11 protein-coding genes are annotated in these 14,056 nt (G+C 62.1%); 6 read left to right on the top strand and 5 right to left on the bottom strand.

Annotated elements, in window-relative coordinates; translation table 11 throughout:
• The first annotated feature begins 111 nt into the window (after positions 1-111).
• The 6 genes from KSAC_RS01205 (at position 112) to KSAC_RS01180 (ending at position 6,152) form a co-directional block, all read left to right on the top strand.
• Complete coding sequence (locus tag KSAC_RS01205; protein ID WP_132303742.1) at positions 112-1,683, top strand: APC family permease; 1,572 nt, start codon at positions 112-114, stop codon at positions 1,681-1,683.
• Between the two features lie 15 nt (positions 1,684-1,698).
• Positions 1,699-2,448 (top strand): SDR family NAD(P)-dependent oxidoreductase, encoded by a 750-nt coding sequence (locus KSAC_RS01200; RefSeq protein WP_132303740.1) that lies wholly within the window; start codon positions 1,699-1,701, stop codon positions 2,446-2,448.
• A complete protein-coding gene (locus KSAC_RS01195) occupies positions 2,441-3,208 on the top strand; it encodes an SDR family oxidoreductase (protein WP_132303738.1) in 768 nt (255 codons plus the stop codon). Before KSAC_RS01200 ends, KSAC_RS01195 begins: the two co-directional genes overlap by 8 nt.
• Before the next feature lie 92 nt (positions 3,209-3,300).
• On the top strand, positions 3,301-4,011 hold the full coding sequence (locus KSAC_RS01190; RefSeq protein WP_309146575.1) for a FadR/GntR family transcriptional regulator: 711 nt from the start codon (positions 3,301-3,303) through the stop codon (positions 4,009-4,011).
• A 179-nt stretch (positions 4,012-4,190) separates the two neighbouring features.
• Entirely contained in the window at positions 4,191-5,096 is a 906-nt protein-coding gene (locus tag KSAC_RS01185) for a delta(1)-pyrroline-2-carboxylate reductase family protein (protein ID WP_132303736.1), read from the top strand.
• A 93-nt stretch (positions 5,097-5,189) separates the two neighbouring features.
• Positions 5,190-6,152, top strand: coding sequence for a D-2-hydroxyacid dehydrogenase (locus KSAC_RS01180; protein ID WP_132303734.1), 963 nt, complete (start codon positions 5,190-5,192; stop codon positions 6,150-6,152).
• Between the two features lie 127 nt (positions 6,153-6,279).
• Here KSAC_RS01180 and amaB read toward each other — a convergent pair whose 3' ends face one another.
• The 5 genes from amaB to KSAC_RS01155 form a co-directional block, all read right to left on the bottom strand.
• Positions 6,280-7,791, bottom strand: a complete 1,512-nt coding sequence (amaB, locus tag KSAC_RS01175; protein WP_132303731.1) for an L-piperidine-6-carboxylate dehydrogenase — start codon at positions 7,789-7,791, stop codon at positions 6,280-6,282.
• A 53-nt stretch (positions 7,792-7,844) separates the two neighbouring features.
• Positions 7,845-9,131 carry an NAD(P)/FAD-dependent oxidoreductase gene (locus tag KSAC_RS01170; protein WP_132303728.1) on the bottom strand — a complete coding sequence of 429 codons (1,287 nt, stop codon included), beginning with the start codon at positions 9,129-9,131 and terminating at the stop codon, positions 7,845-7,847.
• 321 nt (positions 9,132-9,452) lie between these two features.
• Positions 9,453-11,078: an APC family permease gene (locus tag KSAC_RS01165; protein ID WP_132303725.1), complete on the bottom strand. Its 1,626-nt coding sequence runs from the start codon at positions 11,076-11,078 to the stop codon at positions 9,453-9,455.
• 77 nt (positions 11,079-11,155) lie between these two features.
• Positions 11,156-12,733, bottom strand: coding sequence for an aldehyde dehydrogenase (NADP(+)) (locus KSAC_RS01160; RefSeq protein WP_132303722.1), 1,578 nt, complete (start codon positions 12,731-12,733; stop codon positions 11,156-11,158).
• Complete coding sequence (locus KSAC_RS01155; protein WP_132303719.1) at positions 12,730-14,037, bottom strand: NAD(P)/FAD-dependent oxidoreductase; 1,308 nt, start codon at positions 14,035-14,037, stop codon at positions 12,730-12,732. Before KSAC_RS01155 ends, KSAC_RS01160 begins: the two co-directional genes overlap by 4 nt.
• Positions 14,038-14,056: the final 19 nt, after the last annotated feature.

Raw genomic sequence — 14,056 nt, 5'->3', positions numbered from 1 at the left:
TAGGGAACTTGTAATACAAATGTCAATGTCATATCGTAATGTTCCGGGCATGGATCATTCCACCGGGCCGGCGCCACCGCCCGCCACGCAGGCAGCAGTGAGGTTACGCAGTTGAGTTCACCAGACAGCAACGCGACACACATATCCGGGCGCACGCTTTCCCTGTTCGACCTGATCCTGATCGGTTGCGGGGCAACATTCGGTTCCGGCTGGCTGTTCGCGGCTTCTCCCGTCGCCACCATGGCCGGGCCGGGGGCGATGATCGGATGGCTGTGCGGCGGTATCATCGCCCTGCTGCTGGGGCTGATCTACAGCGAACTGGCCGCAGCCCTTCCACTTACCGGCGGGGTCGCGCGCTATCCCTACCTGTCGCATGGCAGTTTTCTGGGCTTTATGGTGGGGACTGTCACCATCATCGCGTTTTCCAGCATCGTTTCGATTGAGCTGGTCGCGGCGCGACAGTATGCCTGCACATGGTTCCCCTTTCTGGGGGCGCCGGGCGGGGGGCCGTCCGCAGTGGGGTGGCTTGTACAGTTTTTGGTGCTGTGCGCGATTTACTGGCTCAATACATCCAATGCGAAGTCCTTCGCATGGGTTAACAATATTGTTACAGTTCTGAAGTTTCTGGTGCCCGCACTTGTCATAATCGTGCTGTCACGCAGTTTTTCGCTCGCACCGTTTCATGTGCCGCTTGCAAACGGACATATGGCGGACGGCATCATGGCAGCCCTTTCCACCGGTGGCATCATGTTTTCCTTTCTGGGGCTGACATCCATCGTGTCGGCGGCGGGGGAAGTGCGTAATCCGCAGAAAAACGTGCCCGCGGCACTGTGCCTGTCGGTGGGTTTCGTCACGCTGGTCTATATCGCCCTTCAGGCCATCTTCATGGGGAACCTGCCGCATACATTGCTGCAGGATGGCTGGCTTGGGGTCCGCGAGCGGTTCCCCCTGCCCTTTCACGACATTACGGTACTGGCCGGGGCAATATGGCTGGCGCGTCTGGTGCTGTTCGATGCGTGCCTTTCCCCCATGGGGACGGCGAATGTCTATCTCAGTTCCACATGCCGGGTCATGCAGGCATGGCTGCTTGAAACGGGGCTGAAGCGCGATACGACCTGCCAGAAGGTGGCGCTGCGCCTTTCATTCGGGCTGTGCGTATTCTGGACGCTGCCCTTTCCTTCGTGGAGCAGCCTTGTCGGCATCGTATCCACCACCATTGTCATGAGCTACGCCTTCGCGCCGGTCATCCTGGCGTCCTTCCGCCAGACCATTCCCGAACTGCGGCGCCCGTTCCGCCTGCGCTACCTTGCCGTGCTTGGTCCACTGACCTTCGTGCTGTCATCCTTCATCATCCTGTGGGCTGGATGGACCACGGTGGCATGGCTGCTTTCCGCCCAGATCGTGATTGGCATCGTGTATGTGCTGGCCACGCAGGCGGGGCGGCGGACGATGGCGGGCGACCACGGGCGCTCCCTTTGGATATTTGCCTATTACATCGGCATGATCGGCTTTTCATGGCTTGATCGTGACCTGTCCATGGAAACGCTGCGCAACATCCCCCTTCTGGTGGCCTTCCTGCTGTTTCTGTGGGGCATCTACGCATGGGGGGTCAGCAGCGGCCGCAGGCCCGCATCGCACGAACATGCCGAAACCTTTGCCTTCACTTCACCCTCTGTTCATTAAGCGGGACGATCCGTCATGAAAAATCTTACAGCCATTATCGTCGGCGGGGCTTCGGGCCTTGGTCTGGCGACAGCACGCCTCATGATCCGTGATGGCGCAACCCGTATCGGCCTGGTGGACATCAACGCCGAACGGCTGGAAGCCGCGAGCGCCGAACTGTCCGCCCCCGGTGTATCGGTGCATGTCGCGACCGGCGATATTGCGCGCCAGAGCAGCGCCCACGCCGCCTTCGCCACGCTGGCTGGCGAAATGGGCCGCATTGATACGCTGGTCAACAGCGCTGCGATCTACCCGCGCCGCCCCATCCTCGACATCACGGATGAGGAATGGGACCTTGAAAACGCGATCAACATCAAGGGCACCTATCACATGATGGTCGCCGCCGTGCGGCACATGCGCGAATTCGCACAGCCCGGCGCCGTTACGGGCAGGATCGTGAACATATCCTCCGTCGATGCCTTCAAGGCCCACCCGCAGAACGCGCATTACGCGGCGACAAAGGCGGCGGTCGTCAGTCTGACCCGATCCTTCGGTCAGGAATGTGCGCAGTGGGGCATACTGGTCAATGGCGTCGCCCCGGCCGGTTTCGCCACCGACCGGGCGAAGGAACTGGGCTTCCTGCCCGAACTGGCCAGGGCCAGTCCGCTGGACCGCGCCGCCGAACCCGAGGAAATGGCCGAATGGATCGTCATGATGGGCGGACCGCGCAACACATACGCCACGGGCGAGACAGTTATCGTAAGCGGGGGCTACATCTATGCGTGACACCGTATCACACCCGCTGCGCACCGCACTGGTAACGGGTGCGACCAGCGGCATCGGCCGGGCCATCGTCGCCGCGCTGCGCACGGCGGGACTGAACGTCATCGCAACCGGGCGCAATCCGGACGCCCTGGCGGCGCTGGCGCGCGAATACGGGGCGATAACGGTTCAGGCCGATATATGCGATACGGATGCCATCTGCGCCGCCGTCGCCAGCCATGAAATTGATATCGTGATCAACAATGCCGGTATCCTGTCAACCAGCGGCCCCTTTGCGAATACGGATATCAGCCAGATCGACGCGATGATCGACATCAATCTGAAGGCCCCGCTACGCCTGACACACCAGCTTCTGCCGCCCATGATCGCGCGGCGGCGGGGGCATGTGCTGTTTGTGGGGTCCATTGCGGGACACTCCCCCTATCCGGGGTCATGTGTCTATGGGGCGTCCAAGGCGGGTATCCGCCTGTTCTGCGACGCCCTGCGCTGCGACCTGCTGGGAACGGGCGTGCGGGTGACGGAAATCGTACCCGGTCGGGTCGAGACGGCGCTGTATCGGGATACGCTGGGACCGGACAGGGCGCGCGCAGCACTGTATGAGGGCTACCGTCCCGTCCAGCCCGAAGATGTAGCGGGCCTTGTCCGCACCGTCATTGACATGCCGCTGCATGTCGATGTCACGCGCATGGAAGTCCTGCCCACCGATCAGGCCAGTGGGGGCGGAACCATGGTCCGCTTTGACCCGGACGGCACGACCGCCTAAAGCCACGGAACCGGATAATACGAACCATGCACCAGTCGGATCAGGTTACGCGCCCCGGTGTAAAATGAAACCGATGAAGGGAGTACCGCGCCATTAATGCCAGTGGAAATCTGTCTGAAAACGTTGCCGATGAACTTCTGCGCCGTATTCAGGCCAAAACCTACATGCCGGGCGAAAAACTGCCATCAACCGCCGTGCTGTGCACGGAATTCGATGTCAGTCGCACAGTCATAAGGGAAGCCATTGCATCCCTGAAGCTGGGCGGACGTATCGTGACGCGACAGGGTGCGGGCACGTTCGTTACGACGGAAGACAGGTGGGTACCCCATTTCCTCGCCACGCCGATTGACGATGTGCGGGCGGCGCTGGAAATACTGGAACTGCGCATCGGGGTGGAAACACAGGCGGCATTCCTTGCAGCCCAGCGCAAGACCGCACAGAGCCTTGCGCATCTGTACCAGATGCATGCGCAGTTCGTGGCCGTGGATACGCGCGACCCGGAAATGGAAGTAAGGGCCGACCTGGATTTCCATCTGGCCATTGCGCGGGCTGCGGGCAATCCGCGTTTTCCGGCGTTCCTGGGGCATCTGGTTTCCGATATTTCGCGCGACCTGTTCCTGAAATACGCCAAGATATCGCGTTCGCTCCCCGCCTATCTGGACAATACCAAAAAAGAACATCAGGCCATACTGGAAGCCATTTCGCGCGGAAACGCCGAACAGGCGCAGAAACTCATGCGCCGTCACCTTGAAGGCAGCCTGAACCGCTACCGCAAGCTGCTGGAGGTCAAAATTCGTGACTGATACGCGCCCCCTACCGGGCGAAACATCCCTGCGCGCCTGACGCCAGCCCTAACCGCCTGTTACGGCTTTTCAGGTGCGGCTTATATGTTACGATCCGCAAACCACATGGATTTCCGCAGACAGGGATACGGTTTTCAGCCCCTGCATTCCCTAACATTCCAATCGGACCGCCAGATCAGATGAAACAGTATTCAGCACAGGAAACCTGTGATTTCCTGCCCTTTTCTCCGCTGGTTGACGCGCTTGCCACCGCGGTTGGGGAAACGGTGTCCGGGCAGATCGTATGCCCCGAACGCATGACCGTACCGGCCACGGATGGCACGGGTGTCCTGCTGACCATGCCGTCGGTCGGCAGTGACCTTATGGTGACAAAACTGCTGACCATCTTCGGTCACAATCCGGCGCTGCATCTGCCTACAATTCAGGGGCAGGTCGTCTGCGCGGAAGCACGTAGCGGGCGCTTCCTGTTTTCACTCGATGGTCCGACCGTGACCATGCGCCGCACATCGGCCATGAGCATGCTGGGCATCCGCCTGCTGGCCCACCACAAGATCGGGCGCGTGCTGATTATCGGCACCGGCACGCAGGCCGTGGCCCATGTTCAGGCGCTATCTGCGCTGTATCCGGGCATTACCGTGGCCATCCGCGGGCGGTCACATGACCGTGCGGCCACGTTCTGCGCGGAGCATGCGACGCCGATGCTGACCCTGCGTCCCGAAGGCACGGATGAAGCCCCCTTCGATGTCGTCATCACGGTTACCAGCAGCGTGTCCGTCATTTACGATGAACCTGCCAATCCGTCCTGCCTTGTCATCGGCGTGGGCGCCTATCGTACCGATATGGCGGAGATTGGCGCACGGACCATCAATGACAGCGACCTGTATGTCGATGACCTGATCGGCGCCCCGTCCGAAGCGGGGGACCTGTATCGCGCGAATGTGGACTGGAACCGTGTTCGCTCCATTGCGGCGGCAGCAGATGGCCGGGCAAGGGAATCCGGTCGCCCCATCGTATTCAAATCCGTGGGCTGCTCCGCATGGGATCTGGCCGCCTGCCGGGTCGCACGCATGCATGGGGCCGGATAACCACCCCACCTGGGCCTGCGCCTGCGTACCACGGTTGAACAGGCCCATTTCCCGCTATCTTAACATATTCCACTTCAAGGACAGGTTCCCGGCATGTCGCACCATGAATTACAGCGCATATACGCGGCCCATGTATATTACGACATCCGCGCGGAACTGGAAAAACGGCCATCCGCCCCCCCCTGCACACAGGTTGATACTTTCGATGGCCTGAAGGCGATCATCCCGCAGGCCGAAGTACTGGTCGTTTCCATGTTGTGGCGTAACGAACTGCTGGATATCGCCCCCCGCCTGCGGCTGATCCAGTCGATCAGTTCCGGGGTGGAGCAGTTCGACCTTGACCGCCTGAAGGAACGCGGCATCCGGCTGTGCAATGCGCGCGGCGTGAACGCCAATGCCGTAGCCGAGCATGCGCTTGCCCTGATGCTCAATCTGGCACGCCGCCTGTATGAAGCACGCGATAACCAGAAAATCGCGCGCTGGAGCACGACCGGCACGGATGAACGCCCCCGCCTGCAGGAACTTTCGGAAAAAAAGGCGCTGATCGTTGGCATGGGTACGATCGGGGATCGCATTGCGCGCCTGTGTCTGGCACTGGGCATGCAGGTCAGCGGCGCACGACACAGCGCACGTCCGCTGGATGTACCCGGTGTGACGCAGGTGAACATGGCCGATCTGCACGATGCGCTGCATGAAGCGGATTACGTTATCCTGACCTGCCCGCTTACCGCGCAGACGGAACACCTGATCGACCGCAGGGCATTTGCCGCGATGAAACCCGATGCCTGCCTGATCAACGTCGCCCGTGGGCGCGTTGTAGAAGAAGCAGCCCTGATCGAGGCACTGACCACAGACCGGATTGCGGGTGCAGCACTGGACACCTATGCCGAGGAACCATTGCCGTCCTTCTCCCCCCTATGGTCGCTGCCCAATCTGGTCATGACAGGACATACCGCGGGCGAGACGCAGTTCTATGAACGCAATGTTGTCGATATCCTGATGAAGAACATCACGGCACTGGAAAACGGCACCGAAATGACAAACCGGATCGTATGATGGGGGAACGCCAGAGCTGTTCCGGCGTCACCTGAAGCTTTTAAAAAGAGCTTCACCAAAAACTTCTTTATAAGTTCGGCAGGTTCATGGCCCCTTTAGGGACCATGAACCTGCTGGATGATATCAATCAGCCCACGTCGAACTTGACGCCCTGCGCCAGCGGCAGCGTACGGCCATAATTGATGGTGTTGGTCTGACGGCGCATGTAGCCACGCCATGCGTCCGAACCGGCTTCGCGGCCACCGCCGGTTTCCTTCTCCCCACCGAAAGCGCCACCGATTTCAGCGCCGGACGGTCCGATATTGACATTGGCGATACCGCAATCCGACCCTGCCGCCGACAGGAACAGTTCCACATCCCGCAGGTCGGTGCTGAAGATGGAGGAAGACAGGCCCTGCGCCACGTCATTCTGCAGGGCAATCGCATCCTCCAGTTCACTGTATTTCAGTACATACAGGATCGGGGCAAAGGTTTCTTCCAGCACAGGACCGGTCTGGGCGGACATTTCCACCAGGGCTGGACGGGCGTAGAAAGCCTCGGGGCCATGAACGTCCACCCGCTCCCCACCGTGTACGATGCCGCCCGCCGCCTTCGCAGCCTGCAGGCTGGCCTGCATCGCCTCGAACGATGCCTTGTCGATCAGCGGACCGACCAGCGCATTCCCTTCGATCGGGCAACCGACAGAGATGTTCGCATAAACCTGCTTCAGGCGACCGACCAGCGAGTCATAGACGCTTTCATGCACGATCAGGCGGCGCAGGGACGTGCAACGCTGCCCCGCCGTTCCCATCGCACCAAAGGCCACCGCACGCAGTGTCAGGTCCAGATCGGCTGATGGCGTAACGATGGAAGCATTATTGCCACCCAGTTCAAGGATCGAACGGCCGAAACGCTTCGCCACGCGCTCACCCACGATACGGCCCATGCGGGTGGAACCGGTAGCGGAGATGATCGGCACGCGACGGTCTTCCACCAGCAGTTCACCCGTCCGCGCATCACCGATCAGCAGCGTGGACAGGCCAGCAGGCACTTCACCAAAGCGGGCGGCTGCCTGTTCAAACAGGGCCTGCGTGGCAAGGGCGGTCAGCGGGGTCTTTTCCGACGGTTTCCAGATGATCGGGTCACCGCACACCAGCGCCAGCGCCGCGTTCCACGACCACACGGCCACCGGGAAATTGAAGGCCGAAATGATGCCGACCACGCCAGCGGGGTGCCACTGTTCGACCAGACGGTGTTCAGGGCGTTCGGACTGGATCGTCAGGCCATAAAGCTGGCGGGACAGACCAACGGCGAAATCGCAGATGTCGATCATTTCCTGGACTTCGCCCAGCCCTTCGGAAATGACCTTGCCCGCTTCGTAGGACACGAGGCGGCCCAGTTCTTCCTTGTTTTCCCGCAGCACATTACCCAGCAGGCGGACCAGTTCGCCACGGCGCGGGGCCGGAACCTGCCGCCACTGTCCGAACGCGGTCACGGCCTGCGCGATGGCGGCTTCAACCTGTTCGGGGGTAACGGTCGGGACATCGGCCAGAACCGCACCCGTAACGGGCGTGCGGACGCTCAGCGTGCCACCGGTATATTTATCGCGCGATACGCCCATCTTTTCCAGAAGGCTGTGTACGTCCGATGCGATGCTCATATGTCTTTTGTCTCCAGGGATGATCTACGAGTTATTAAGGGGATATATACGCTCTAGAACCGGGCGCCAGCGGCGTGGCTGGCAATTGAACCAAAGCTGTAGAACGCCTCCCGCGCGGCGGTGGCGGACACGGCATGGGGCCGGGTCAGGGGCAGCGGCATATCCGCAATCCCGATCTGGCCACAGATCAGTTGCGCCAGTGTCCTGCCAAACACCGTGCCCGGCGAAATCCCGCGCCCGTTATACCCGCTGATGGACAGCACGTTGGGCGCAAGCTTATGAAAACGGGGCAGCGCATCGGTGGTCATGCCGATATTGCCATACCATTCGGTCTCGAAAACCGCATCCTTCAGTTGCGGATAGATCCGCCCCAGCGCCCGGCGTGCCCATGCGTGATGGACCGGCTCCCCCACCTTGTCCAGCGCGCCGATGCTGCCGACAATCATGCGCCCCGCCTGATCCAGACGGAAGGATGTCAGGATCTTCTGCGTATCCCAGGCTCCCTGCCTGTATGGCAGGATGGTTTTGAGCAGATCAGGCGAAAGCGGTCGGGTCGCGAAATTGAAATAGGGCAGATTGACGATTTCCGAACGCAGTTCCGGCCACATGGTGGTGGTGTAGGCATTGGTGGCCACGATAACCCAGCGTGCCCGGACCGAACCACCACCTGCCGTGCCCAGATGCCACCATTCCCCTGCCCGCTGCGCCGCGTTGACGGCGGTGCCGGTATGAACGGCGGCACCCGCCCTGATGGCGGCGGCGGCAAGTCCGCGTGCATAGGCAAGCGGCTGGACCGTACCCGCGCGATCATCCACCAGCGCGCCGCTGAATGCCGTGCTGCCGATATGGGCGATGGCTTCGTCGCGTTCCAGCAGGTGAACCGGCGCGCCCACGGCCTGCCACTGGCATTCGCGTTCACGCAGGGCTTCCAGCCCGCTTTTGCCAACCGCACAGTGCAGGGTGCCCGTCTGCTCGGCTTCGCACTCGATATTATGTCTGGCGATCAGGTCGAACACCAGGCTGGGACCATTGCCCAGCAGGTCCAGCACGCGATGACCCATCTCGTGGCCCAGCGTGGTCAGCAGGTAGTTGGGCATGACCCAAAGTCCCGCATTGACCAGGCCGACATTGCGGCCCGATCCGCCAAAACCGATTTCCTCGGCTTCCAGCACGGCGACATCACGCCCCTGTTCAGCCAGATGCAGCGCCGCCGACAGGCCGGTATAACCAGCACCCACAATGGCGACATCAACATCAACATGCCCCCGCAGGGGGGTAGTGGGCGGGGCCGGTGGGGCTGACTTTTCCCACAGGCCATGGCTACGCGGATCATTTTTCATACGCGTCTTCTCTCACTCGGTGAACAGCCTTGCGGCGGAACCTGTCCCGACGCATCGGGGCAAAACCCGTTCTGCATCCGTTACTGTCATTTTCAGTCAGCCTGCGTCAGGTGCAAGCGATAATCGCAACTGCGGTCATTCCAATATGGAATGACCTGGACTGCCATTCCATGGTGAACCGCTGTCTGCCGCGGTGTAATGTCCATAGCTCATTACACACGCACATAAGGACGGATCACCTGCGCGCCGTACCATACGCGGGATGCCGTCATTCCCGGCCCCATTACAAGGAATGAACCATCTTGCCCTTTTCCACCCCGGCTAGGTGGAAATGACAGGCTCGTTTGCGATAACCACATCCGGGTCCATCACCGTTCCCACCGGCGGCAGGCTGGATGCAGGAAGCTGCATGTCCCGATACGCGGCGCGTTCGCCCCATACGAAAATCAGGCCGGAGAAAACAGCCACCACCACATCGTCCAATGGGTGCGCCAGCAGGCTGTATCCCCCCAGCGACCCACAGGCCGACAGCACCAGCATGCCCGCGAAGTAGGCCAGCACCCATGCGCTGCTACGCAGGTTTTCACGCATGGCGTCCATATCACGCGCGCCCTGCACGGCCAGAAAGATGACCCCGAACGCAAGCTGCACGGCCAGCAGCCATGAAAGCGTATGCCATCCGGACCAGAATACGATCAGGCTCGCAATCATGAATGAAACCGGGCCTAGCACGCGCATATACGATACGCGGAAGGGACGTGTCAGATCCGGGGCCGAGCGACGCAGCGCGGCGGCCGCCACCGGGGCGAAGGCGTAGCTCATGATAAGGGCGGAGGAGACCACCCCGATCAGCGCCTCCCACGATGGAAAGGGCAGCATCCAGAAAATGCACAGCCCGAATGTCAGGAAAGTGGCGCGACGGGGCACGCCATGACGGGTATCGAGCTTTCCAAACCACGGCAGGAACGTTCCCGAACGCGACCAGGCATAGATGATGCGCGCCGTCGAACCCATGTAGATGTTTCCCGTCCCGCTGGGCGAGACAACCGCGTCGATCACAACGGCGGTGGCCAGCCACCCCAGCCCCAGCGCGATGGCTATGTCGTGAAAGGGTAGCGGCAGCACGCGATCAATGCCTGCCCATCCCTTTGCCGTCAGCATGTCGGCGGGAACACAGCCGATAAAGGCCACCTGCAGCAGCACATAGACCAGCGTGGCCAGAAAGATCGACAGGGTCAGGGCGATGGGAATGGTGCGCTGGGGGTTACGGACCTCGCTCGCTACCGCGATGATGGGGGTAAGGCCCAGATAGGCGAAAATGATGCCGCCAACCGACACGGCGGCTTCCACGCTCTGCCGACCGAATGGCGCGAACCCCCATGCAGTGAAATTGCCCGGATGCATGTGCACAAGCAGCATGACCGTCACCATCACCGGCACGATGAATTTGAAAACCGTAATGATATTGTTGAACAGGGCAAAGGTTTTGACGCCGGAAATATTAAGCCGCAGCATCCCCACAAGCACCAGGAACTGCACACCCCAGCCCAGCAGGGTCGCATCCCCCGCACTATTGGCCGTAAGCCCCGGAATCCATGATCCCGCATACTGGCGTGCGGCAATGATTTCGATGGAAATAAGGCTGGAATAGGCAATGACGGTAATGAACCCCAGCAGCGCCCCCAGCAGCGGCCCGTGGGCATAGGCGGGATAGCGGATCATGCCCCCCGCTTCGGGCAGGGCGGCGGCCAGTTCACAATAAACCAGCCCCAGAAGCAGGACCGCAAACCCGCCCGCGAACCATGACAGGATGCTGGCAGGCCCCGCGATGGCCGCCACGTGCGAGGCCGCGAACAGCCAGCCGGAACCGAAAACCGCCCCGAACCCCAGCATCGTGAGGTCAAGGAGGGAAAGCGAACGATTGAATGCCGGTGGCGACTGGGCCATGACGTGCCTCCTTGATGAATAAGGGTCGTCGCATGGCGCGTCCTGTCATCCGCGCCATGCCGGTGGGTTAGCGGAGATCAGCGGGTCTGCATGGTTCCATCAACCAGACGGCTCAGACCCAGTGGATTGTCGTAAGCCAGTTCGGGCGGCAGCAGCGCATCAGGCAGGTCCTGATAACAGACGGGGCGCAGGAAGCGGCTGATCGCGCCGGTGCCGACCGATGTGGTCCGTGCATCCGTTGTAGCGGGGAACGGGCCGCCATGAACCATGGCATGACAGACCTCCACCCCCGTTGGCCACGCATTGACCAGAATACGGCCCGCCTTGCGCTCGAATATTGGCAGCAGCGCGCGGGCGTGGGCCATGTCATCATCATCCATCTGCAACGTGATGGTAAGCTGGCCTTCCAGGCTTTCCGTCAGGGCATGCAGTTCAGCTTCGCTGGAATAGGAAACAAGAAGCGAGACCGGACCGAAGATTTCATGCCGCATGGCCGGATCGCGCATGAAATCCGCCGCCGTGGTGCGGAACAGGGCCGCACGGGCGCAGTTGGGCCGGGCCGCTTCCTGCCCCTGTCCCACCAGCGTCACACCGTCGCACGCACTCAGGGTCGAAACGCCCTGCCCATAGGCGGTGCAGATACCGCCGGTCAGCATGGTGCCGGCATCCCGCATGGCGATGGCAATCGCGGCAAGGCGCACGAACTCCTCAAACACGTCCCCTGCCGGTGCAATGACGATGCCGGGATTGGTGCAGAACTGCCCCACCCCCATGGTCAGAGAATTCACAAAAGCGGACGCCAGCGTATCCGTCCGGGCAGCAAACGCCTGCGGGCACAGATAAACGGGGTTGATGCTCCCCATTTCCGCAAAGACCGGGATGGGCACGGCCCGCTTCGCCGCCAGTGCGGAAATGGCCATGCCCCCGGCATATGACCCGGTGAACCCGACTGCCATGATGGCCGGATGCTGCACCAGCCATCCACCCACTTCGTGCCCTGACCCGCCAAGCAGCGAAAACACGCCTTCGGGCAGGCCACAGGCCGCAACCGCGCGGCGGATGGCCCGCCCCACCAGTTCCCCTGTGCCCGGATGGGCGGGATGGGCACGGCATACGACCGGACATCCCGCCGCCAGCGCGGACACGGTATCCCCCCCGGCAACCGAGAAGGCGAGCGGGAAGTTGCTGGCCCCGAATACGGCAACCGGCCCCACGCCAATATGGCGCTGGCGCAGGTCGGCGCGCGGCATGGGCGTACGCTGCGGCATGGCGGGGTCGATACGTGGCTCCGACCATTCACCCTGCCGCACCAGCGTCGCAAACAGGCGCAGTTGTCCGACAGTGCGCCCCATTTCCCCTTTCAGCCGCCCTTCGGGCAGCGCCGTTTCCAGTCCGGCGCGCGCGACGATCGCATCCGTATCCTCGATCAGGCAGAGGGCGATTTTTTCCAGAAAGGCGGCACGGTCGGCAAAGGACAGGGCGCGATACGGATCGAATGCCTGTTGCGCCAGACGGCAGGCGGCATCCACGTCCGCCTGTGTTGCGCAGGCGAAAGCCGGTTCCATCTGTTCGCCCGTTGCGGGGTTGACCGCCAGAAAATGCGTCCCCGCCGGAACGTCACGCGCACCAATCAGCAATGTGCCTGTCAATGTCATGGTCTGTTTTCTCCGTTTATGTTTCTGGTGATTGCCGCCCGCATCCACGGATGGAAGCGATCGGGCCGGAACGGGGCAAGCAGGTCGGCAACCGGTGCGCCCACCGCCACGCCCGCCACCAGTTCCCCCGTAAGGGGCGCCAGCGTCAGCCCCAGATGCTGGTGCCCGCACGCGGCAATCACCCCCGGCATGCCCGGTATGGGACCGATGGCGGGCAGATAATCGGGCAGTGTGGGCCTGCAGCCGACCCAGCGTGAAAACGCGGAATGGACCGGCAGCCCGGCCCCGCGCACCCGTTCTTCCAGATACCGCCATTTCCGTGGGTCTGGCGGCGCATCGGCCCGCGTGAATTCGACGAATGTGGACGCCCGCATACGGTCGCCAAAACGCGAAACGATGAAGGAGTGATCGGCAAAAACCATCGGCGGTACCGTGGCCGCCCCGCCGTGATCCCATTCAATGGAATACCCGCGCTCTGCGATCAGGGGCAGCGTCCATCCGCGCACCAGACCGCGCGTGCCCACACCTGCGGCCATCACCACCACATCAGATGCAAGACATGTCCCGTCCGCCAGACGGGTCACGGGGCCAGATGGGGTCGATACGACTTCGGCCACGCGGCGATCCAGCAGTTCGCATCCTTCATCGGCGGACAGACGCTGACGCAGGGTTTCCAGCACCATACCAGGCGAACTGACCTGCGCGGTGCCCGAAAAAACCAGCCCGCCGCGTGGCGCATGACCCAGCAGCGGGACCAGCGCATCCAGTTCCGCAGCATCCATCGGGCGGGCCGTGGCGCTGCCCATATCCGCACGCAGGACACTACGCATGGCAGGCGCAGGGTCCGCCGGGCCGCGCCACAGCATGAGGTGGCCATGTTCAAGCAGCAGGTCGTCTGCATGAATATCGGCCACCATCCGACGCCACGCCGGCAGGGAACGCGCCAGCACGGCCCGCAGCGCCGCCTGCCCCCGCCGTGCCGTTGCGGGCATGCTGGCGCGCAGGTAGCGCGCGCACCACGGCAGCCATGTTCCCGGATAGCGCCATCCGATATCCAGCGTCCCGCCGGTCAGTGCGAACATGCGCCGAGGCGCGGACAGCAGCATATGGGGGGTGGCCAGCGGCATGACCTGTTCCGTGGCGATATGTCCCGCATTGCCCCACGAAGCCGCATCACGAGGCGTACCGTCATTCAGGACACGCACCGTAAATCCACGGTCGCGCAGGCGCAGGGCGCAGGCCAGGCCGACAACACCACCCCCGACCACCACGGCGGACGGAGCGTGACCGGATTTCGGGATCATGGGCCGTTTTCGTCCTTTT

Origin of the sequence: Komagataeibacter saccharivorans, assembly GCF_004348195.1 — a bacterium.
Taxonomy (GTDB): domain Bacteria; phylum Pseudomonadota; class Alphaproteobacteria; order Acetobacterales; family Acetobacteraceae; genus Komagataeibacter; species Komagataeibacter saccharivorans.
The sequence above is the reverse complement of the archived record's forward strand: the minus strand, read 5'-3'. Positions and strand labels throughout refer to the sequence as shown.